Here is a 21457-nt window from a genome sequence, read left to right on the forward strand (position 1 = left end):
TGCTGGCTGATTTATTTCTTGGTGAGTTTCTTGACTTCTTCCTGTACGGCTTTGACGATGTCGGCGCCGATCTTGCCGGAGAATTCGCCGTATACCGGTGCGACAGCATCCTGGAAGGCTTTAAGCTGCGCGGGGGTGAGCTCGGTAACGGTCATGCCGGCCTGGCGGAGTTTTTCGACCTGGGATTTGTTCATGTCGGCGCTGACTTTGCGCTCGTGGTCGCGGGCGACAACGGCGGCGTCCTTGAAGATCTTCTGGTCTTCCTTGGACATGCCGTCCCAGACCTTCTTGCTCATGAGGACGACGAACGGGGTGTAGATGTGGCCGGTGAGGGTGCAGTATTTCTGCACTTCGTAGAATTTCTGCTGATAGATGGTGGGAACGGGGTTTTCCTGGCCGTCGATGGTCTTCTGCTGCATGGCGGTGAAGACTTCGCTGAACGGCATCGGCGTCGGGTTGGCGCCCAGGGCTTTCCAGGCGGCGAGGTGCATCGGGTTCTGCATGGTGCGGACTTTCATGCCTTTGACGTCTTCAGGGGTTTTAACTTCCCTGACGCTGTTGGTCAGGTGCCGGAAGCCGTTGTCCCAGAAGGCGAGGCCGACGAGGCCCTTGGACTGGAGGCTGTCGAGGATTTTCTGGCCGACGGGGCCGTCAAGGACTTTGTAAGCGACTTCGCTGTTCGGGAAGATGAAGGGAAGGTCGAATACGCCGAGTTCCTTGCTCATGCCGGTGAGCGGCGAGGTGGAGGGGGCGGTCATTTCCAGGGTGCCGGCGCGAAGGGCTTCGGTGGCTTTTACGTCGTCGCCGAGCTGGGCGTTGGCGTAGAGCTGGACTTCGTAGCGGCCCTTGGAGTTTTTCTCGACTTCTTCCTTGAATTTCTTGAGGCCTGCATACTCATGGCTTTGCTCGTTGAGACCGATGCTGATCTTGATGACTTTCTTGGCCGGGGCGGCCGGGGCGGCCTTCTTGTCGCCGCCGCCGCAACCTGCTGCCAGGACGGCGAGACCCATGACGACCGCGATGCACAGGGCGATTACCTTTTTGGACATGCTGATCCTCCTCGTTATTTTTTATATTTTTCACGGACAGGGGGTCCGTGTTGAAGCCGGTTACTTGAACAGGTTGGGGATGAAGGTCACCACTCCGGGAATGTAGGTGATGATGAAGAGGGTGCCGATCATGATGGAGATGAAGCCGATGATCGGCGGGGTGATCTTGCCCATCGACAGTTTGGAGAGGCCGCAGGCGACGTACAGCACGGTGCCGACCGGCGGGGTGATGAGGCCGATGCAGAGGTTGCAGACCATGACGACGCCGAAGTAGACGGGGTCGAAGCCGAACTGGGCGGCGATGGGCAGGAGGATGGGGCCGAGGATGAGGAGGGCGGGCGTCAGGTCCATGACGCAGCCGACCAGGAGGAGGAGAATGTTGATCCAGAACATGATGAGCAAGTCGTTGTCGAAGGAAAGGAAGAGCAGTGTGTCGGCCAGTTTGGCGGGGATCTGGCCGATGGTGATGAGGTAGCCGGCGGCGGTGGCCGCGCCGCAAACCATGAGGACGACGGCGGTGGCCTTGGTGGAGGCGATCAGTGTGCCGTGGAGGTGCTTCCATTTGAATTCCTTGTAGACGAACATGCCGACGAGGAAGGCATAGACGACGGCGACGACGGCCGCTTCGGTGGGGGTGTAGATGCCGCTGAGGATGCCGCCGAGGATGATGATCGGGAGCATGAGGGCCCAGGAGGCTTCTTTGGTGGCTTCCCAGAATTCCCTGCCGGTGGCCAGCTGGCCTTTGGGGTATTTGGCTTTTTTGGCGTGGAAGTACCACATGACCATCAAACCGACGCCGATGAGGAGGCCAGGAACGATGCCGCCGAGGAAGAGCTTGACGATCGAGATGCCGCCGATGACGCCGAGGATGATCATGGGGATGCTGGGGGGAATGATGGGTCCGATGCACCCCGAGGCGGCGATGAGGGCGGCGCTTTTGGCCTTGTTGTAGCCTTCCTTTTCCATGATGGGCAGGAGGATGGAGCCGATGGCCGAGGTGTCGGCGATGGCCGAGCCTGAGACGCCGGCGAAGATCATGCTGGCGACGGTGGTGACGTAGCCGAGGCCGCCGACGACGTGGCCGACGAGCACTTTGGCGAACTGGACGATGCGCTTCGACATGCCGCCGACGTTCATGATCTCGCCGGCGAGCAGGAAGAAGGGTATGGCCATGAGGGGGAAGTTGTCGATGCCCCGCAGGGTATGCTGGGAGAGGGTGAGGGCCGAGACGTCGCCCATGAACAGCATGAGGACGAGGGTGGTGAGCAAGAGGGCAAAGACGATGGGTACGTTGAGGAAGATGAAGCCGAACAGGGACAGCAAAAATACCGGCAGCATGGCGACGCCCCCTAACCTTTGATGATGGCCCGCACGGTCACGGCCATCTTCAGTATTGTCTGCAGGAACATGATGACGCCCACCACCGGAATGACTATGTAGATGTAGCCGAACGGCAGGTAGGTGGCCGGGGCTTCCCAGTCCCAGCTGTCGACTGTCATCATGTAGCCGCCCTTAGCCAGCAGGAAGAGGGCCAGGAGGACGAGAAGGTCGGCGACGATGGCCGCCACGTGGGCCAGTCGCCGGGGCAGCTTGGAGACAAGCAGGTCGAGGCCGAGGTGCTCGTTGTGGACGTAGGCGAGCACGGCGCCGAGGAAGACGAGCCATATGAGCATGAAGCGGGCCAGTTCCTCCGACCAGGCCAGCGAAGCGCTTAGGTAGTAGCGGGCGACTACGTTGGCGAAGACGATGACGACCATGCAGCCGAGCAGGACGCTGCAGGCGACTTCGGTCGCCTTGATGGTCCATCGGTAGAGTTTGTCGATGAGGGTTCCTTCCTGATGCATCCAGTCCTCTCCTTTTCCAGGCGTGTTTACCGGGCCCTTCCGGGCACGGCGACAGGCCCGCAGTTTAGGTTCCGAGGCGGCCGGGCCGACGGGTTCCGGCCATGAACGGCCGTCCGCTCATCAGCCCAGCAGCGGCACGGTGTTTGCCGCCTGGGTCATCACGGTGATGTTGTAATCGTCCCGGCCGATGATCCGCCGGGCGAGGTCGTAGGCTTCGGCGAAGCCGGTGACCGGCCTGAGGCCTGCTTCACGCATGACGGCGAAGTTTTCCGGGCGGGTGACGCCGAAGATGGCGACTTGTTTGGACATGTCCTTGAGCCTGAAGGCGGAGTAGCCGGGAACGGTGAATCTTTTGCGCACGGCGAGTTCGAATTCGAGCGGGTCTTTGTAGCGCAGCCATTCCATGTATTCCGGCGGTTCGTTGATGTCTTCGCAGTCGAGGAAGCAGATGACCGCGCCGCCGGGCTTGGTGGCCATGAAGGCGTTGTCGAGGGCTTTGATGGACTGGTAAAGGTTGATGTCTTTGGGGTAGCCGCCCGCCGAGGCGATGACGAGGTCGGCCTGTTCGGCGATGGGCACGCCGTAGGTCTGTTCGACTGTCCGGCAGCCTTCTTCCCAGGCTTTGTACCAGTGGCCGGCGACGAAGCGGCCCAGCCTGCCTTCGGGGGTGAGGACGGCGTGCAGCAGGAAGGCGGGGGCGACCATGGCGGCCATCTCGGTCATGTCTTCGTGCATTTCGTTGCCGGCGGTGCGCCCCGACTGGCAGTTGGGGTTGAGGCCTTGGCCGATTTCGGCGCTGAGGCAGTAGCGGTGGTTGCCCTGGATGGTTTCGTAGCCGCTGACTCCGGGCATGATGCCTTTGCGGCCGCCGCCGAAGCCGGCCATGAGGTGGAAGGCGATGCCGCCGGTGAGGATGACTTTGTCGGCCGCCATGACGGTTTTGTTGATGTAGGTGGCGACTCCGCGGCTGGTGGCGCCGACGTAGACGAGGTTTTCCTTGTCGTGGGCGTCGTGCTGGATTATTTTAACGCGGTGACATACCGTTTCGCCACACAGGAGGGCGATTTCGTCGCCGGTGTTGCGGCGGTGGGCGCCGAGGGCGACGATGAGGGTGATGTCTTCGTCAGGGACGCCACTGGCGTTGAGTTCGTCGAGCAGCACGGGCAGGAAGGAATGAAACTGAACCCAGGCCCGGGTGATGTCGCTGACGGTGATGGCGACTTTGTCGCCGGGGCGGACGATATCCCGGAGGGGCGGCGTGCCGACCGGGGCGGCGAGCGCGGCCCTTACGGCGGCGGGCACGTCGGCTATGGCCGGGAGGTTGCCGCCTTTGATGTCGTAGAGTATTTTTTCGGCTGGCAACGGTATCGTTACGGTGGTGCGACCGTAGAGAAAGTCGTAGTCTTGGTGTGGCAATTTCGGTCCCCCTGATGAATGTTCCATTTCGCAGTTTCCAGGCCCGCCGGCGCTCTGGCGGGACAACGCCGGCGGCGGCCGCAGGGCCGCCCCGCGCGCAGCCGCCCGAATGCACAATGTTTATAATATTCTGGGACTTGGCCGGCTTTCCTGCCAGGGATTGCACGATATGGAACGATTATTTATCAGGTTTTCGAGTTCCCGCGGCGGGCCGGCAAACTCTCCCGCCCTGTCCCGACTAGGGTTTGCGGGCTTCGAACTGGGCGAGTTTTTCGTAGAACTGGACGATGCCGCTGTGGTCGTTCTGGCCTTTGCCGTCAACCTTGAGGGCTTGCATGATTTCCATGACCTGGGTGGTGAGGAAGAGGGGCACGCCGACTTCTTTGGCGGTTTCGAGGGCGTTGTTCAGGTCTTTGATGTGGAGGTCGATTTTGAAGCCGGGCTTGAAGTTGCCGGCGATGATCATCGGCGCTTTGGCGTCGAGGACGGTGCTGCCGGCGAGGCCGCCGCGGATGGCCTGGAAGATGACTTCGGGGTCGACACCGGCTTTGGCGCCGAGGACGAGGGCTTCGCTGACAGCGGCGATGTTGAGGGCGACGATGATCTGGTTGGCGAGTTTGGTGGTGTTGCCGGCGCCGATGTCGCCGCAGCGGACGACCGATTTGCCCACGTGGGCGAGGATGTCTTTCACGCGGTCGAAGATTTCCTGCTTGCCGCCGACCATGATGGAGAGGGTGCCGTCGATGGCTTTTGGTTCGCCGCCGCTGACGGGCGCGTCGAGCATTTCGACGCCTTTTTCGGCGGCTTTGGCGGCGACTTCCTGGGCGGCGATGGGGGCGATGGAGCTCATGTCGACGATGATGTCGCCGGCTTTGGCGCCTTCGAGGAGGCCGCCGTCGCCGAGGACGACGGTTTTGACGTGGGGCGAGTTGGGCAGCATGGTGATGACGATGCGCGTTTTTTCGGCCACTTCTTTGGGGGAGGAGGCGGCTTCGGCGCCGGCGGCGACGATTTCGTCGACGGCCGCGGCGTTGAGGTCGTATACAACGAGCGAGTAGCCCGCTTTGAGCAGGTTTTTGGACATGGGTTTGCCCATTATCCCTAAACCGATGAATCCTAGTTTCATCATGCTATCTACTCCTTACCGATGATTTTTTTGATTTTGGCTTTGACGGCGTCGGCGGTGAGACCGTAGTGGACGAGGAGTTCGTCGTAGTTGGTGGCCGAGGTGCCGAAGCGGTCGTCGATGCCGAGAATGGCGAGGGGGATGTTTTTCACTTCGCTAAGCGCTTCGGCGATGGCGCCGCCGAGGCCGCCGATGACGCTGTGTTCTTCGGCGGTGACGATGGCTTTGAAGCCCTTGGCCATGTCGATGACGGCCTGTTTGTCGAGCGGCTTGACGGTGCTGACGTTGACGACTTTGACGGAGACGCCTTCCCCGGCGAGGGCTTCGGCGGCTTCGACGGCCTTGGAGACCATGACGCCGTTGGCGAAGACGAGGACGTCGCTGCCTTCGCGGACGGGGTAGAGTTTGCCGATGGTGAATTCGCCCTCTTCGGCGGTGAAGAAGGGCAGGTCGTTGCGGTTGATCCTTATGTAGCAGGGGCCGGGGTGGCTGGCCATGGCCCGCACCATTTTACGGGTTTCGATCGCGTCGACGGGGACGAGGACGGTCATGCCCGGGATGGAGCGCATGGTGGCCATGTCTTCCACGGATTGGTGGGTGGAGCCGTCGCCGAAGTCGGACAGACCGGCGCTGGAGCCGCAGATGTTGACGTTGAGGCCGGCGATGGAGATGGTCTGCCGGAGCTGGTCGAAGCAGCGGCCGGTGGCGAAGACGGCGAAGGAGTTGATGAAGGGGGTTTTGCCGGTGAGGGCGAGACCGGCGGCGGTGGAGGCCATGTTGGCCTCGGCGATGCCCATTTCGAAGTAGCGGTCGGGGAATTGCTGCTGGAAGAGGATGGACATGGTGGATTTGCCGAGGTCGGCTTCGAGCACGACGATGTTTTTGTTTTCTCTGCCCAGTTCTACCAGGGCTTCCCCGTACGCCTGACGCTGACTTTTCGTTGCCATCTGGTTCACCTCCTCAGCTTGTTCAGGTCGGATTTGGCGGTTTCCCACTGTTCGGGCGTCATGGCGCCGTTGTGGAAGGCGGGGTTGTTTTCGGCGAAGGAGATGCATTTGCCTTTGACGGTTTCGGCGATGATGACGGTGGGTTTGCCTTTGACCTGGTCGGCTTTGTCGAGGGCGCCCAGGATGGCCGGGATGTCGTGGCCGTCGATTTCGATGGTCTCCCAGCCGAAGGCGGCCCATTTGGGGGTGACGGGGTTGGTGTCGAACCGCTCGCAGATGGGGCCGGTGGCCTGGAGGCGGTTGCGGTCGACGATGGCGACGAGGTTGTCGATTTTGTAGTAGGCGGCGGCCATGGCCGCTTCCCATATCTGGCCTTCGGCGAGTTCGCCGTCGCCAATGAGGACGTAGACTTTGCTGGCTAGGCCGTCGAGCCTGAGGCCGAGGGCCATGCCGCAGGCGATGGAGAGGCCCTGGCCGAGGGAGCCGGTGTTGGCTTCGACGCCGGGCGTTTTGGTCATGTCGGGGTGACCCTGGAGCATGGCGCCGAGGGTTTTGACCTTTTTCATTTCTTCTTTGGGGAAGTAGCCGGCTTCGGCGAGGGCGGCGTACTGGACGAGGGCCGCGTGGCCTTTGCTGAGGAGGAAGCGGTCCCTGTCGGGCAGGGCCGGGTTTTTAGGGTCGTGCTTCATTTTGTGGAAGTACAGGGTCGCTACTATTTCCGCGCTGGAGCACGAGCCGCCGAGGTGGCCGACTTTGCCGACGCCGGTGAGGTCGTTGACGATGTGCTCGCGGAGACGCAGCGCCTTGGCTTCCAGAAGGTCGATCGTCGTTTGCGGTGCCAATTTGATTCCTCCCTTGTGTAGTGGTCAGTCGATGGGAGTGAGGACGATTTTCAGGCCCTGCTTGGATTCCATGAGTTCGAAGCTTTCCGCCCATTTGTCGAGGGGCAGTTCGTGGGTGATGAGGGCGCTGACGTCGATGATTTTCTTGTCCATGAGAACGAGGCTCTTTTCCCAGACGTCCCAGGTGTGGCTGAAGGTGCCCTGGAGGGTGACGACTTTGGCGATGAGGGGGTCGAGGGAGAAGTCCACCGGACCGGGGCCCCAGCCGATTTTGGTGATCTGGCCGTACGGGCGGACGACGTCCATGGAGAGTTTGAGGGTGGGGGAAAAGCCGGCGCAGTCGACGACGGTGTCGGCGCCATAGCCGTCCCGCATGCCCATGATGACGGGGACGGGGTCCTGCTTGGAGCTGTTGATGGTCATGGTGGCGCCGTATTTTTTGGCGATCTCGAGGCGTTCTTCGTCGCCGTCGGTGCCGATGACGACGATGTCGGCCGCGCCGAGGATGGCGGCGACTTTGGTGCAGAGGATGCCGATGGGGCCGGGGCCGATGATGACGACGATGTCGCCAGGCATGATTTTGGAGTTTTTGGCGAGGGCGTTGTAGGCGACGCAGACGGGTTCGGTGCAGGAGGCTTCTTTGAGGCTGACGCCGGCCGGCACTTTGTGGAGGATGCGGCTGGGGACCTTGACGTATTTGGCGAAGGCGCCGTCGGCCTGGAAGCCGAAGCCCTTGCGCTGGCGGCAGACCTGGTAGCGGTTGGTGCGGCACATGACGCACTCGCCGCAGTAGTCGGCGTGGGTTTCGCAGGTGACGGCTTCGCCGACGGCCCAGCCCTTGACGTTGGCGCCGAGTTTTTCGATCGTGCCCGAGAATTCGTGGCCGAGGATGAGGGGAACGTTGACTTTGTAGGAGACGCGGTTGTGGTGCATGTGGGGGTCGCTGCCGCATACGCCTATGTAAGCCACTTTGACCAGTACGTCGTCCGGGCCGATCTCCGGTACCGGCACCTCTCTGACTTCGGTGGCGCCGGCCACGTTGTCGTATTTGACGACCGCTTTCATTTTCAATGCGATTCCTCCTTCGCTATGTTTGGTTATGGGTCGCGCCAGGGAAAGGGAAGCCTTCGCGTGTCCTTACGGCACGCGGATGGCGCCCCGGTCGAAGACGTCCATGATATGCGCTTTTATCGCCGCTTTGGCTTTGTCGACGTCGCGTTCCTGGAGGACCTCCATGAGCTGCCGGTGGTCTTCGTAGACCTGGTCCTGCTTGTGCTCGATCTGGGGGTGGACGATGTTGATGAACCGCCGGACATGGCCGTTGAGCATCGCCCAGATGCGGTTGTAGGCTTCGATGCCGCTCCAGGCGACGATGGTGCGGTGGAATTCGATGTCGAGGGCGGATATGGCCGCGTAGTCGACGCCGCTTTTCTGCTTTTCCCCCATGGCGTCGACGATGTCGTGGAGGGCGCCGAAGTCCCTTTTCGTCAGGTTCGGCAGCGTGAGTTCGAGCGCCGTGGATTCTATGTAGGACCTAAGCAGGTGCATGTGGTACATTTCCCGGTTGTCGATCTCGGTTACGAAGGAGCCGGTGTATTTGACCGATTTGATCAGGCCTTCTTCCTCCAGCCCGCACAGCGCCTCGCGCACAGGTATCTGGCTGACCTTGAGTTCGCGGGCGATTTCCGTTTCCACGACCCTTTGCCCGGGTTTTAGGTTGTTTTCGATTATTTTGCTGCGAATAAATTGTTTGATCGTTTCTTTCAAAGGGTTATTCTCCTCATCGCTGCGAAATGGCCGGTTGATCGTCAACACTCCCGAAAAAAGACGTAAAAAATAATATATAATTCAGTAAATTATATATTATCAAGATAATTATATATATTCCCCTTGGTTGTGTCAATGCGGCCGGTCGGCCGCGGGGGCTGATACTTGACCCCAAAAGGTCCGCTTTGTCGCGCACAGGCGGTTTTATAGTGCGAAATTTCGTTTATTTTCGGTCCGCATTATGAACTATCCGTGTCATCAGGCAAAACTTCGGCAGGAAGATATCGCCCTGTTTTCGTATATGTTTCCAAATGTGTGAACACCGCAGCCCCGGCTTGTAGGGCCAGGACGCGCCGGTTCATATGATTACGCCGCCGGGGGGGATGAAAAAAGGCTTCTTTGTTTTCAGCCGCATAAAGCCAAGAGGAGTGAACCGATTTGCCGTTTATCAACAAGCTCGTGACAAAGGTGGAGAAGTACTGTCTGGTTTTCCTGATTATTATCATGACCTTTCTGGGGTTGGCGCAGATTATCAGCCGGTTCGTGATCCAAAGCCCGATACCCTGGACCGAGGCCCTGCTTACGTATATGTTTGTGTGGACGTGCTTTCTAGGCGCCAGCCTGGCGGTAGAGCAGAACGCCCACTTCGGGGTGGAGATTTTCGTGGTGATGCTGCCCAAGCCGCTCCAGCGTGTCATCGAGATGGCGGTATACCTGCTGATCATTGTGTTCGCCGGGCTGATGATAAACAAAGGCATGCTGTTCGTGGAGGGCAACCGCGACCAGATGATGGCCGCGATGCCGTTTTCGATGATCTGGCCGTATCTGGCCATCCCGGTCAGCGGGGTGTTCATCGCCATCCACGCTCTGAACGCGATGTATCGCCTGGCTGTAGGGAGGAATTAGCATGGCGACGACAATTTTCCTGTCTTTCTTTTTGCTGCTTTTCTGCCGGGTGCCGGTGTCCTTCAGCCTGGCGCTGTCGTCGGTGCTCGCCCTGGTGCTCAATACGAGCATGGACACGGCGGTTATCATCCAGCGCATGTACACGGCTTCCGAGTCTTTTTCGCTGGTGGCGGTGCCCTTTTTCATTCTGGCGGGCGGCCTGATGGAGAACGGCGGCATTTCCCGCCGGCTGGTGAAATTCGCGACCGACCTTGTCGGACATATCCGCGGCGGTCTCGCAATGGTAAGTGTTGTCGCTTCGATGTTTTTCGCCGGCGTTTCCGGGTCGACGGCCGCCGATACGGCCGCCGTGGGCAGCATCCTCATCCCGGCGATGGAGAGAAGAAAGTACGGCAAGGATATGGCGACGAGCGTGGTGGCCTGCGCGGGCGCGATCGGCATCATCATCCCGCCGAGCATCCCGATGGTCATCCTCGGGGTGACCGCCGGCATCTCGATCGGCGGCCTCTTTCTGGGGGGCTTCATCCCCGGCCTTCTCGTCGGCTTCGCCCTGATGTTCACCAGTTATCTGTTCGCCAAGAAGCGTGATCTGCCGGCCGAGGCCTGCTCGACGGGCGGCGAGATGTGGCAGAGCTTCAAGGATTCCATCCTGGCGATCATGACCGCGGTGATTATCCTCGGCGGCATCCTGTCGGGCGTCTTCACCGCCACCGAGGCGTCGGTGGTCGCGGCGGTGTACGCCTTCATCGTCGGTTTCTTCATTTATAAGGAACTCAAGCTCGCAGATCTTCCCCGCATCCTCGCACAGTCGGGGGTGACCACCGGGGTTGTCGTGCTGTGCGTGGCCACCGCCTCGGCGTTCGGCTGGATCCTGGCCGCCGAACGAATTCCGGCCCTGCTGGCCGAGTTCGTTTTCTCGATCTCGACCAATCCGTTCGTGGTGCTGCTGCTGGTGAACGCCCTGATGCTGTTTATGGGCATGATCCTGGATGTCGCCCCGATCATCATAATCCTGATTCCGATCGTTTTCCCGATCGTGCTGAAGCTGGGCATCGACCCCATCCACTTCGGGGTCATGACGATCGTCAACATGGCCATCGGCCAGTGCACGCCGCCGGTCGGCGTGGCGCTGTTCGTAGCTACCGGCATCTCGAAGATTTCGCTGGGGTCGATGCTGAACACCTATTACCGCTTCATCGGCGCGATGATTCTGGTGCTTGTCCTCATAACGCTGGTGCCCGACCTGATCACCTTCATCCCGAGGCTGGTCATGGGCGGCAAACTATAAGCTCCGGCGGGAAACGGCCGGCTGGCGGAGGTGGTGGGAGAGGGATTGTGTCATTATGTTTCATTCTTAAAATAGTTTAGGAGGGAAAAGTGTGAGCAAGAAGTTTACGATTATCCTGGCGGTCGTCATCGCCCTGAGCCTGATCGCGGCAGGCTGCGGCGGCGGTCAGAAGGCGGCGGCGCCCGAGAAGAAGGCCGAGAAGCAGGTGCTGAAGCTTTCGTCCGTGCTGCCGGAGTCCCATCCCACCCACAAGTCGATGCTGTTCTTCGCCGAGAAGGTGAAGGAAAAAACCAAAGGCCAGATCGAAATCCAGGTGTTCCCCAGCAGCCAGTTGGGCGAGCAGCGCGACGCGCTTGAAGGCATGAAGATGGGTACCCTCGATATGGGCCTGACTTCCTGCGGACCGCTCGGCCAGTTCGTGCCGACGATCGATGTGCTCAACCTGCCGTTCATGTTCAAGAGCCCGCAGCATCAGTACAAGGTTCTCGACGGCAAACCCGGCGAGCAGCTCATCGCCGACATCAACAAGGCGGGGTTCGTGTTCCTGTTCTGGGCCGACTCCGGTTCCCGCAGCGTCATCAACAACAAGCGGCCGATCAATAGCCCCGACGACCTCAAGGGACTCAAGATCCGCGTAATGAACAGCCAGCTGATGGTCAATACGCTGAACAACATGGGCGCGATCGCCACGCCGATGGGCCAGGGCGAGGTCTACAGCGCGTTGCAGCAGGGCGTTATCGACGGCTGGGAGAACAGCCCGACCACGCTCTATACCCTTAAACTGTACGAGGTTTCGAAGTATTTCTCCTGGACCCGCCATTTCAGCACTCCGGACGCCATCCTGATCAGCAAGAAGGTGTTCGACAAGCTGACCCCGGAACAGCAGAAGATTTTCCTCGAAGTGGGCAAGGAGACGACTGCCAAGTCCCGCGAGCTCTGGACCGCGGACGAGAAGAGGGTTGTCGAGGAGCTTGTCAAGAAGGGCGTACTCTTCAACGAGGTCAAGGATGTGCAGCCGTTCATCGAAAAGGTGAAGCCGGTATGGAAGGCTTACACCGACAAGTTCGGCACCAAGCTGGTCGACGAGATCCAGAACACGAAATAAGGTTACCGACAGAGAACGGGGCCGCCGCAAGGCGGGCCCGTTTTTATTTGCCCGCGCAGGACATACTATTTTGATGGCAATATCCTCCGTTGGCGGCTCTCTTGATTTTTTATAGATATAATTATATAATGTCTACGTATTAACTAGATGTTTGCGAGAGGTGTTTGATATGAAAGATGTGTCGGAGCTGTTCTGGCAGGCGTCGCCGGCGGAGCTGAAGCAGGGGTACCGCTATGACGGGGCGGCCGGCGTATATATTTGCCTGATATGCGGCGAGACGTTCGCGGACGGGGTGGTTTACCGCCACGGTGACCTGCTGTACGAGGCGCGGAAATACGTGGCGGTCCATATCGCCGCGAGTCATCAGTCGGTTTTCGCTTTTCTCGTCGGTCTCGACAGGAAGCTGACCGGGCTGACCGATCACCAGAAGGCGCTGCTGGAGCTTTTTTACGACGGCAGGAGCGACGCCGAGGTGGCGAAGGAGCTGGGAGCCGGCAGCGTGTCGACGGTCCGCAACCACCGCTTCGCACTCAGGGAGAAGCAGAAGCAGGCCAAGGTGTTTTTGGCGATAATGGAGCTTTTGGCGGAGCGGGCGCCGAAGAAGAGCGGCTTTATCGATTTGCCGCGGGGCACGCGGAACGTCGACGAGCGGTTCGCGATCACGGCGGAGGAGAACGAGAAGATCCTGGCCGCCTGTCTCCCCCAGGGGCCGGACGGCCCGCTGGCGCTCTTCCCCGCCAAGGAGAAAAAGCGGCTGGCGATCCTGCGGCATATCGTGAAGTATTTCGACCCGACGGCGACTTACTCCGAGAAGGAGGTCAACGCGATCCTGAAGCGGTTTTACGACGATTATGTCCTGCTGCGCCGCTATCTGGTCGATTACGGCTTCATGGACCGGACGGCGGACGGCGGCAAGTACTGGATCAAACTATAATAAGGGAGCTGAATAATGTGGACAGACGCAAGGAATTGAAGCTGGCATATAAAGAGACGCCCCGCCCGATGGGGGTGTACGTTATCAGGAACAACGCCACCGGAAAGCTGCTGGTGGGCGCGAGCATGAATCTTCCCGCGGCCTTCAATTCGCAGAGCTTTCAGCTGAAAATGAAGGTTAACCGCTGCAAGGAGCTGCAGGCTGACTGGGACCGCTACGGGAACGACGCGTTCGCCTTCGAGGTGCTGGAGCAGATCGACGCGGCGAAGGTGCCGCAGGAGGAATGGCGCAAGGCGGTGGCGGCGCTGGAGGAAAAGTGGCTGGAGAAGCTGCAGCCGTATGACGATAAGGGTTATAACGCGCGCCGCAAGGAAAAGGCGGCACGGTGAAATTGGGCGGCCCGAATCCCATGCTGAGGATTCGGGCCGCTGTGCTGTGTTGATTCGGGCTGTATATCGTTCTTTGTCGTTCCTATTTGAATTGCCGGGACCGTTCAGAAGTGCCCAGATGCAAGGCGCACCGGAGGCTGACACCGGAAGCGTACACGAACGTACGCTGAGGATGGCAGCCGAGGAGCAACGCCGCAGATGGGCGCTTATGGGCGGTCTGTTATTTAGGGACGAACAAAGCCATGCGGGGTTTGTTTATTTCTTTGGCCAGGTCTTCGACGCGGCCGTGTTTCATGCAGGCGGACATGCAGGTCTGGACGCAGGCAGGCTTCATGCCTTTGGCGGTGCGGCCGGCGCACAGGATGCAGAGCTCGGTGGGGAACGGGAGGTAGGCGAGGTAGGCTTTGTCGTTCGGGAGCTGCTGGATCATTTCGGTGACACGCATTCCTCCCATGCCGGCCGGCCAGTCGTATTCCTGGGCGCAGGCGATTTCGCAGGCGTGGCAGCCGGTGCAGTATTCGTAGTCGATCAGGAGGCCGTAGCCGGTGTTTTTCCTGGCCATCACGCTTCATCTCCTCTGACTTTATAGACTTTGCAGAGCATGTGCTTGATCGGCGAGCCGAGGCCGTCCTGGCCGACGGCGTTCATGGGGATAAGGGTGTTGATGTTGGAGCGGAAGGTGCCGCACAGGTCGGGGGCGGCGGTCTTCTCCTCGGGGAACCACCAGCCGTGAGCGGCCATGACCATCCATTCGGGGACTTCGAGGGTGACTTTCGCTTTGAGCTTGCACTTGCCCAGCCAGTTTTCGACCCACACCCACTCGCCGTTGCCGATACCGAGCTCTTGGGCCTTGCGGGGGTGGATCTCGACGACGGGGTCGGGGTCGAGAGCCCTGAGCCAGGGGATGTTGCGGTGCTCGGAGATGAAGAAGGCGGCCGACCGCCGGCCGGTGCAGAGGATGAGCGGGTATTCCGCAGCCAGGTCGGGGCGGCTCACGGGGGTGAAGGGCGGTTCTTCGTAGTGGGCTACCGGTTCTAAGCCCCATTCTTCGCGAAGGGTGGAGTGGAGCTCGAATTTGCCTGAGGGGGTGCGGAAACCGGGTTTCCCGTCGGCGCGCAGCAGGCCTTTCTCGAAGCGGCGGTAGGGGGCGCTGGGGTGCCCCTCGGGCGGAAAGGCCCAGCCTTTTTCCTGCAGCTCGGCGAAGGTCATGCCGGAGTTGGCGAGGATTTCGTCGAAGAGCTCATGGACGGTGTTCCACTTGAATTCGGGGTCGAGTCGCCGGGCGAGCTCGAAGTTGATCTCGACGTCGGATTTGCACTCGGCGACGTCGATGGCTTTGTTGATGGTCTGGAGCGGTATCCACCACGAGCGGATGCTTTCTTTTTCGAGGAAGGAGGCCGCCGGCAGGATGATGTCGGCAAGCTGGGCGGTGGGGGTCATGAAGAGGTCGACGACGGCGACGAAGTCAAGCTTTTCAAGCGCTTTCTGCCATTTGCGGGGGTCCATGCCGATGCCGGACAGCGGGTTGGTGGTCTGGAGCCACATGCCTTTGACGGGGTAAGGCTCGCCGGTGAAGATCTGGTCGATGACGAGGTCGGTGTGGGCCCGCCAGATGAATTTGCCGAGGGGGCCGTATTTGTCCGCGCCGATGCGCTTTTTGTCCATTTCGGCGGACTTGAGCTTGATGGCGCCTTTGGCGCCCGGCAGGGCATAGGCGACGGCGTCGAAGGCGTAGCGGGAGATGACGTTGCCGCCGGGGACGTCGAGGTTGCCGGTAATGGCCCACAGGTCGGCGATGGCCTGGGTGGTGGGGGTGATGGCGGGGGTCATGTCGATGGGCTCGCCCCAGTGGATGGCGGCAGGCTTGCTGGTGGCGTAGAGGCGGGCGGCGGCGCGGATGTCGTCCGCGGGGACGAGGGTGATTTCGGCCACCTTGTCGAGAGGGTATTCGGCGACCTTGCGGCGGAAGGTGTCCCAGACGGTGGTGCACTGGACAGTCTGCCCGCAGGCGAGTTTTACCTGGTATTCGCCTTCGAGCGCGGGCCGGACGCCGGCGGCTTTATAGGTGACATCGGCGGTGTCCCAGACGGCCGGTTTGCCGGCGACGGCGTCCCAGACGACGAAGTCGGCGGCGTTTCCGTCGCCGGGCAGATCGCCGGCGCGGAGCAGTTTGCCGGTGTCGGTGCGGACGAGGTGAGGGGCGTTGGTCCAGTCGGAGACGAATTTCTCATCGTATAGTTTTTCGTTGAGGATGACGTTGAGGAAGCCCATCGCCAGGGCACCGTCGGTGCCGGGCCTGAGCTGGAGCCATTTTTCGGCCCGGGAGGCGAAGAAGGTGAGGCGCGGGTCGATGCAGATGATTTTGGTGCCTTGCTTCATGAGGTCGGTAATCCAGTGGCCGAAGACGTTGTCGGGGCAGGTGGAAGGGATGTTGTAGCCCCAGATGACGATGCATTCGGGCCGGGTGTAACGCGGATCTTCGTAGCGCGCGGGGAACCACTGGGAGGCGTCGAGGATGCAGTAGTCGCCCTGGACGGTGGTGACGGCGGCGATACGCGGGCTGTAGCAGGCCAGGCCGCTGAGGGCGAACATGACGTTGGGGCTGCCGTAGGCGTAGGCAAGCATGCAGATCCAGGCGCCGATGTCGCGGCCGGTGCCCATGGAGAAGATGACGCTTTCGGGGCCGTATTCATCTCTGATTTTGACGAGTTTTTCCTCGACATAAGCGAAGGCTTCTTCCCAGGATATCTCCTGCCATTTGCCCTCGCCCCTCTCCCCCACCCGCTTGAGCGGCCGGGTGATGCGGTCGGGGTGATAGACGTATTTGGTCATCGCCAGGCAGCGGGCGCAGATCCGCCCCTGGTTCCAGGGATGGTTGGGGTCGCCCTCGACTTTGACCAGCCTGCCGTCCTCGATGTGGGCCAGGACGCCGCAACCGCCGTGGCAGCCGGGACCGGCCGACCAGGCGGTTGTGGCGACGATTTGGCGTTCTTTTTTTGCCATGTTTAGTCATCTCCTCCCCCCGGAGCTCACGCCCCGGAAAACAAATCAGCCATATTTTGCCGTACTTGGAATTTTACTGTAATTCTATCGGCAAACGGCGGATTTGTCCAGGGCTGTTTTCCGGAGAGACGGTGACGCGGGCGTTCGGCGACTACAGGTATAAGCAGAGCATGCCACCGCCAGACTGGCGGTGGCATGCGGCGTTTACAGCGACAGGACCAGATAGGCGGCAGCGATGGAGGCGACGACCGACGGCACCAGCCCGCCGCCGCGGAAGGCGACGGCGGCGGCGACGGCGATCGCGGCCAACGTCGCCGGCATGGCGCCGGGGGCGCTTTCGGCGACGCCCCTGGTGATGAGCGCGCCGAGGGCGGCGTAGGGGATGTACTGCAGGAAACGCCGCAGCAGGGGCGGCAACGGCCGCCGCGCGAGGGCGGCGAGCGGCAGCAGGCGCGGCAGGTAGGTGACGAGCATCATGCCGAGGATGAGGGGCAGGTATTCGGTCATATTTCCTCCTCCCCTCCGTTCTCAAGCGCCACAAGGCCGCCGGCGGCGGCGGCGATTATCGCCGCGATGAGGCTCCAGCCGGAGGATAGCGGCGTGAAGGAGCTGAGGAGCAGGTAGAGCAGGCCTGACAACAGGACGATGATGAGGGCGCTTTTGTTTTGTTTGAGCCCGGGGACGAGGATGGCGGCGAACAGGGCGTAGAGACCGATGCCAAGGCTGCTCTGGACGGCCGCCGGCAGCACCTGGCCGATGAGGTAGCCGGCGACGGTGCCGGCCGCCCAGGCAACGTAGGCGGCGCCGTTGAGGCCGAGGAGGTAGGAGGCGGTAAGTCCACCGGCCCTGAGCGAGGCGACGGAGAAGGTTTCGTCGGTGACGCCGAAGGCGATGACGGGCAGCAGTCCGCGGCGCACGCCCCGGAGGCGGACGGCGAGGGAGGCGCTCATCATCATGTGGCGGAGGTTGAGGAGGAAGGTGGCGAGGACGATGTCGACGGCGGCGATGCCGGCTTTGATGAGGTCGAGGGCCATGAACTGGCTGGCGCCGGCGAAGACGACGAGGGAAAACAGGCAGGCGTCGGCCAAGGTGACGCCGACCGTCTTGGCAAGCAGGCCGAAGGCCATCGCGACGGGGAAATAGCCGACCATGATCGGGACGCCGTCGGCGACTCCTTCCCGCAAGCCCGGCTGCTTTTCGCTCTGCATTGTCATACCTCCCGCCTGTGCGTCCGCGCGCCCGAAATGATATAATATACAAAAAGTGCGCTTCAGCGCCCGTGCGTTATTGTACTATGTTTCGTGCGTTATAACGTTTTAAGTGTATTATAGCGCGGCGGCGGGCAAAAAACAAGCGGGAGGACGAACGTGAACGACTTGAATATGGTTATCGCGGCTAATCTCCGCCAGGTCCGCGAGGACAGGAGGCTGAGCCTCGACAAGGTGGCGGAGGCCACCGGGGTGAGCAAGTCGATGCTGGGCCAGATCGAGCGGGGCGAGTCGAATCCGTCGATCACGACGATCTGGAAGATCGCCAGCGGTCTGAAGATTTCCTTCACGGCGCTGGTGAACGCTCCGCAGGCGGATACGGTGCTGGTGAGCCAGGCGGAGGTGGAGCCACTCGTGAGCGACGGCGGCAAGTACCGCGTCTACCCGCTCTTCCCGTACGAGGAGGGCCGCCGGTTCGAGATTTACACGGTGGAGATCGAGCCGGGCGGCGGCTTTGAGAGCGATTCGCACGGCGAACGGACGCAGGAGTTCGTGACGGTTTTCGACGGCGAGCTGACGCTGGCGACGACCAGCCGGGAGTATACGCTGAAACGCGGCGAATCGATCCGCTTCCGGGCCGACCGGCCGCATTCCTACCGCAACGCGACGGCGGCGCTGACGCGCTTGAGCCTGACGATCCATTACCCGGCGTGAAACGGGAGCCATTACATGAACGAGCCCGCGGGGTATAGTCCGCGGGCTCGCGACTTACAGCCTGGTGCCGTCCGAGAGCGGCCGGGGACGGGTTTTGAGCCAGTCGCTCCACGATAGTGGCAGGTCGTCGGGGCTGGTGGTGACATAGCGGTAGAATTCCCCGATAAACCTGGCGCGTTCTAAGTAGGCTTCCCTGGCCCAGCCCTCTTTCGCCGGCGCCGCGGCGAGCAGGTCGACGCCGCCGAGGAGGTGCTGACGGCTGGCGATGTCGGCCAGCGTTACTTTCTTGCCGTTGCGAAGGATGTCGTACATGACCAGGAAGGTGGTGGTCCGGCCGTGCCCCGCCCGGCAGTGAAAGTGGAGCCAGGCGCCCGGGGGAAGCTGGTTGACGAACCGGACGAATCTGTCCACGGCGGCGTCGGCGGGCCGGACATGGTCGGTGGCGGTGATGCGGAAGTAGCCGGCTTTGTTGGCGGCCGCGACCTCAGCCTCGGATGCCACGGCGCCGACGGTCATTTTGCGGAGCTTGACTTTGCCGTGGCGCGGCTTGGACCGGGCGATGTCCACTTCCCGGACGGCGCGGAGGCCGTCGAGCCGGGCTCGCTCGTCAGCCAGCACCTGGTCGAAGGTTTTGCCTTTGTTGGCCCAGTTCTGGACGCCGTACCAGCTGACCGCCGCGCCGTTCAGGAAGCCGTGCGATTCTTCCCGCAGGTCGACGATTATGACGTTGTTGCCGAGGTGGGGCAACATTTCCATAAGCTCGCCCTCGGAAAACTGGGAGCTGCCTGAGGCGCGGAGGGTGACCAGACCGCGCGCGGACGGCATCGCCGGCCGGACGTCGCGCCATTCGCCAGTCGTGGTGCGAAAGCTGGACGGCAGCGAAGCGCTGTCCGGTCTGTCGATGACGAGCAGCGGCGGCGGGGAGTCGCTTCGCTGCGCCAGGGCTGACGAACATGTCAAGATGAGCAGCAATATAATGAATAAAGCAAACCGTTTTTTCATGGCGGGTATCCTTTCCGATTTTTTCGCAACGGCGTTTAAGGCCGGTTATGTCTATATTATAGTACGGACCGGCCGGCGGCGTCAGGGCTTTATTTGACGCTGGAGACGATTTATGGTATCTTTAACAGGTGTGCCGGAATACTACGCCGCCGCTGACGCGACGGCTTTTGCTTTTTGCTGGCGACCGGTAGTTTTAATACAGAAAGGCGGTTTTTCGTTGATAAGCACTAACGGTCTGAGTCTCGCGTTCGGAAAACGGATTTTGTTCAAGGATGTGAATATAAAGTTCACCCCCGGCAACTGCTACGGGCTGATCGGCGCGAACGGCACCGGCAAGTCGACTTTCCTGAAGATCCTCGCCGGCGATATCGAGCCGACGAGCGGAACGGTGGATATTACCCCCGGGGAACGGCTGGCGGTGCTGCGGCAGAATCACTACGAGTTCGACGGGTTCGAGGCGCTGCAGACGGTCATTATGGGCCACGCACGGTTGTACGCGATCATGGAGGCGAAGGACGCGCTGTACGCCAAGCCCGATTTTTCGGATGAGGACGGTCTGAAGGTGTCCGAGCTGGAGGCCGAGTTCGCGGAGCTGAACGGCTGGGAGGCCGAGACGGAGGCGGCGAAGCTGCTGAACGGACTGGGCATCTCGGAGGAGCTTCACAGCCAGAAAATGAGCGAACTGAGCGGCAATGAGAAGGTGCGGGTGCTGCTGGCGCAGGCGCTGTTCGGCAACCCCGACGTGCTGCTGCTGGACGAGCCGACCAACCACCTGGATATCGAGGCCATCCGCTGGCTGGAGGATTTCCTGTACAACTTCGCCAACACGGTGATCGTGGTGTCGCATGACCGCCATTTCCTCAACCAGGTGTGCACCCATATCGCGGATATCGATTTCGGCAAGATCCAGCTGTATGTGGGCAACTACGATTTCTGGCTGGAGTCGAGCGAGCTGGCGCTGAAGCTGGCTAAGGAGGCCAACCGCAAGACCGAGGAGAAGATGAAGGAGCTGCAGACCTTCATCCAGCGATTCAGCGCCAACGCGTCGAAGTCGCGCCAGGCGACGTCGCGCAAGAAGCTGCTGGAGAAGCTGACGCTCGAGGATATCAGGCCGTCGTCGCGCAAGTACCCGTATATCGCTTTCAAGCCCGACCGCGAGGCGGGCGACCAGTTGCTGACGGTGGAGGGGCTTGCGAAGGCCATCGACGGCGAGAAGGTGCTGGACGGTTTCACCCTGCGGGTGGAGAAGGGCGATAAGATCGCCTTCGTGGGCGAGGACAGCCTCGCGAAGACGACGCTGTTCAAGATCCTGGCGGGCGAGATGGCGGCCGACGAGGGCGAATTCAAGTGGGGTGTGACGACTTCGCAGGCTTACTTTCCGAAGGATAACGGCGCATTTTTCGACGGCTGCGAGCTTAGTCTCGTCGATTGGTTGCGCCAGTTTTCCCGCGACCAGGAGGAGACCTTCATCAGGGGCTTTCTCGGGCGGATGCTGTTTTCGGGCGAGGAGAGCCTAAAGGAGGCGAACGTGCTGTCGGGCGGCGAGAAGGTGCGGTGCATGCTGGCCAAGATGATGCTGAGCGGGGCGAATGTGCTGATTTTCGACGAGCCGACCAACCATCTCGATCTGGAGTCGATCACGGCGCTCAACAACGGGCTGATCACCTTCGGCGGCACCATCCTGTTCGCGTCCCACGACCACCAGTTCGTGCAGACGGTGGCCAACCGGATTGTGGAAATAACGCCGGCGGGGGTCATCGACCGGCGGACGACGTACGACGAGTACCTGGAACAGCGAAACGCGCTGCTGCAAAGTTTGGCATAAAAAAGAGCCTGCGGTTTCCCGGCCGCGGGCCTTTCCGTCGGTACGTATCGCCGCCGGGAGAAGAAGGCATAATAGAAAAGTATGGCAAGAAA

21 protein-coding genes are annotated in these 21457 nt (G+C 61.1%); 7 read left to right on the forward strand and 14 right to left on the reverse strand.

Going from position 1 to position 21457, the window contains the following annotated elements; translation table 11 throughout:
• Positions 1 to 11: 11 nt before the first annotated feature.
• The 9 genes from Q4T40_16845 to Q4T40_16885 all read right to left on the reverse strand — a co-directional run bounded on the left by Q4T40_16845 (position 12) and on the right by Q4T40_16885 (position 8991).
• Positions 12 to 1049, reverse strand: a complete 1038-nt coding sequence (locus Q4T40_16845; GenBank protein MDT8902912.1) for a TRAP transporter substrate-binding protein — start codon at positions 1047 to 1049, stop codon at positions 12 to 14.
• 60 nt (positions 1050 to 1109) lie between these two features.
• Positions 1110 to 2387 (reverse strand): TRAP transporter large permease, encoded by a 1278-nt coding sequence (locus Q4T40_16850; protein MDT8902913.1) that lies wholly within the window; start codon positions 2385 to 2387, stop codon positions 1110 to 1112.
• Positions 2388 to 2398: 11 nt separating this feature from the next.
• Positions 2399 to 2893 carry a TRAP transporter small permease gene (locus tag Q4T40_16855; GenBank protein ID MDT8902914.1) on the reverse strand — a complete coding sequence of 165 codons (495 nt, stop codon included), beginning with the start codon at positions 2891 to 2893 and terminating at the stop codon, positions 2399 to 2401.
• Between the two features lie 120 nt (positions 2894 to 3013).
• The gene (gene larA / locus Q4T40_16860; GenBank protein ID MDT8902915.1) at positions 3014 to 4309 is read right to left on the reverse strand and encodes a nickel-dependent lactate racemase; all 1296 of its coding nucleotides are present in this window, start codon (positions 4307 to 4309) and stop codon (positions 3014 to 3016) included.
• Between the two features lie 238 nt (positions 4310 to 4547).
• A complete protein-coding gene (garR, locus tag Q4T40_16865) occupies positions 4548 to 5435 on the reverse strand; it encodes a 2-hydroxy-3-oxopropionate reductase (GenBank protein ID MDT8902916.1) in 888 nt (295 codons plus the stop codon).
• 8 nt (positions 5436 to 5443) lie between these two features.
• Entirely contained in the window at positions 5444 to 6382 is a 939-nt protein-coding gene (locus Q4T40_16870; GenBank protein MDT8902917.1) for a transketolase C-terminal domain-containing protein, read from the reverse strand.
• A 5-nt stretch (positions 6383 to 6387) separates the two neighbouring features.
• On the reverse strand, positions 6388 to 7224 hold the full coding sequence (locus tag Q4T40_16875) for a transketolase (protein MDT8902918.1): 837 nt from the start codon (positions 7222 to 7224) through the stop codon (positions 6388 to 6390).
• 24 nt (positions 7225 to 7248) lie between these two features.
• Positions 7249 to 8289: a zinc-binding dehydrogenase gene (locus tag Q4T40_16880; protein ID MDT8902919.1), complete on the reverse strand. Its 1041-nt coding sequence runs from the start codon at positions 8287 to 8289 to the stop codon at positions 7249 to 7251.
• Positions 8290 to 8361: 72 nt separating this feature from the next.
• Positions 8362 to 8991 (reverse strand): GntR family transcriptional regulator, encoded by a 630-nt coding sequence (locus Q4T40_16885; protein MDT8902920.1) that lies wholly within the window; start codon positions 8989 to 8991, stop codon positions 8362 to 8364.
• Between the two features lie 438 nt (positions 8992 to 9429).
• Between Q4T40_16885 and Q4T40_16890 the strand changes: the two genes are divergently transcribed.
• The 5 genes from Q4T40_16890 to Q4T40_16910 all read left to right on the forward strand — a co-directional run bounded on the left by Q4T40_16890 (position 9430) and on the right by Q4T40_16910 (position 13613).
• Positions 9430 to 9897 carry a TRAP transporter small permease gene (locus Q4T40_16890; protein MDT8902921.1) on the forward strand — a complete coding sequence of 156 codons (468 nt, stop codon included), beginning with the start codon at positions 9430 to 9432 and terminating at the stop codon, positions 9895 to 9897.
• A gap of 1 nt (position 9898) precedes the next feature.
• A complete protein-coding gene (locus Q4T40_16895; protein MDT8902922.1) occupies positions 9899 to 11185 on the forward strand; it encodes a TRAP transporter large permease in 1287 nt (428 codons plus the stop codon).
• 91 nt (positions 11186 to 11276) lie between these two features.
• Positions 11277 to 12290 (forward strand): TRAP transporter substrate-binding protein, encoded by a 1014-nt coding sequence (locus Q4T40_16900; protein ID MDT8902923.1) that lies wholly within the window; start codon positions 11277 to 11279, stop codon positions 12288 to 12290.
• Between the two features lie 169 nt (positions 12291 to 12459).
• A complete protein-coding gene (locus tag Q4T40_16905) occupies positions 12460 to 13224 on the forward strand; it encodes a DUF2087 domain-containing protein (GenBank protein MDT8902924.1) in 765 nt (254 codons plus the stop codon).
• A gap of 17 nt (positions 13225 to 13241) precedes the next feature.
• Positions 13242 to 13613 (forward strand): GIY-YIG nuclease family protein, encoded by a 372-nt coding sequence (locus Q4T40_16910; protein ID MDT8902925.1) that lies wholly within the window; start codon positions 13242 to 13244, stop codon positions 13611 to 13613.
• Between the two features lie 220 nt (positions 13614 to 13833).
• Here the strand turns inward: Q4T40_16910 and Q4T40_16915 are convergent, their stop codons facing one another.
• The 4 genes from Q4T40_16915 to Q4T40_16930 form a co-directional block, all read right to left on the reverse strand.
• Positions 13834 to 14175 (reverse strand): hypothetical protein, encoded by a 342-nt coding sequence (locus Q4T40_16915; protein ID MDT8902926.1) that lies wholly within the window; start codon positions 14173 to 14175, stop codon positions 13834 to 13836.
• Entirely contained in the window at positions 14175 to 16616 is a 2442-nt protein-coding gene (locus Q4T40_16920) for a molybdopterin-dependent oxidoreductase (protein MDT8902927.1), read from the reverse strand. Before Q4T40_16920 ends, Q4T40_16915 begins: the two co-directional genes overlap by 1 nt.
• A 204-nt stretch (positions 16617 to 16820) precedes the next feature.
• Positions 16821 to 17123: an AzlD domain-containing protein gene (locus Q4T40_16925; GenBank protein MDT8902928.1), complete on the reverse strand. Its 303-nt coding sequence runs from the start codon at positions 17121 to 17123 to the stop codon at positions 16821 to 16823.
• Positions 17120 to 17824 carry an AzlC family ABC transporter permease gene (locus tag Q4T40_16930; GenBank protein MDT8902929.1) on the reverse strand — a complete coding sequence of 235 codons (705 nt, stop codon included), beginning with the start codon at positions 17822 to 17824 and terminating at the stop codon, positions 17120 to 17122. The genes Q4T40_16925 and Q4T40_16930 overlap by 4 nt, the downstream gene beginning before the upstream one ends.
• 159 nt (positions 17825 to 17983) lie before the next feature.
• Between Q4T40_16930 and Q4T40_16935 the strand changes: the two genes are divergently transcribed.
• Positions 17984 to 18538 (forward strand): XRE family transcriptional regulator, encoded by a 555-nt coding sequence (locus Q4T40_16935; GenBank protein ID MDT8902930.1) that lies wholly within the window; start codon positions 17984 to 17986, stop codon positions 18536 to 18538.
• Between the two features lie 54 nt (positions 18539 to 18592).
• Here the strand turns inward: Q4T40_16935 and Q4T40_16940 are convergent, their stop codons facing one another.
• Positions 18593 to 19540 (reverse strand): protein tyrosine phosphatase, encoded by a 948-nt coding sequence (locus tag Q4T40_16940; GenBank protein ID MDT8902931.1) that lies wholly within the window; start codon positions 19538 to 19540, stop codon positions 18593 to 18595.
• A gap of 217 nt (positions 19541 to 19757) precedes the next feature.
• Between Q4T40_16940 and Q4T40_16945 the strand changes: the two genes are divergently transcribed.
• A complete protein-coding gene (locus tag Q4T40_16945; GenBank protein MDT8902932.1) occupies positions 19758 to 21365 on the forward strand; it encodes an ATP-binding cassette domain-containing protein in 1608 nt (535 codons plus the stop codon).
• Positions 21366 to 21457: the final 92 nt, after the last annotated feature.

It is taken from the genome of Selenomonadales bacterium 4137-cl (assembly GCA_032334055.1).
Lineage (GTDB): Bacteria > Bacillota > Negativicutes > Sporomusales > UBA7701 > Anaeroselena > Anaeroselena agilis.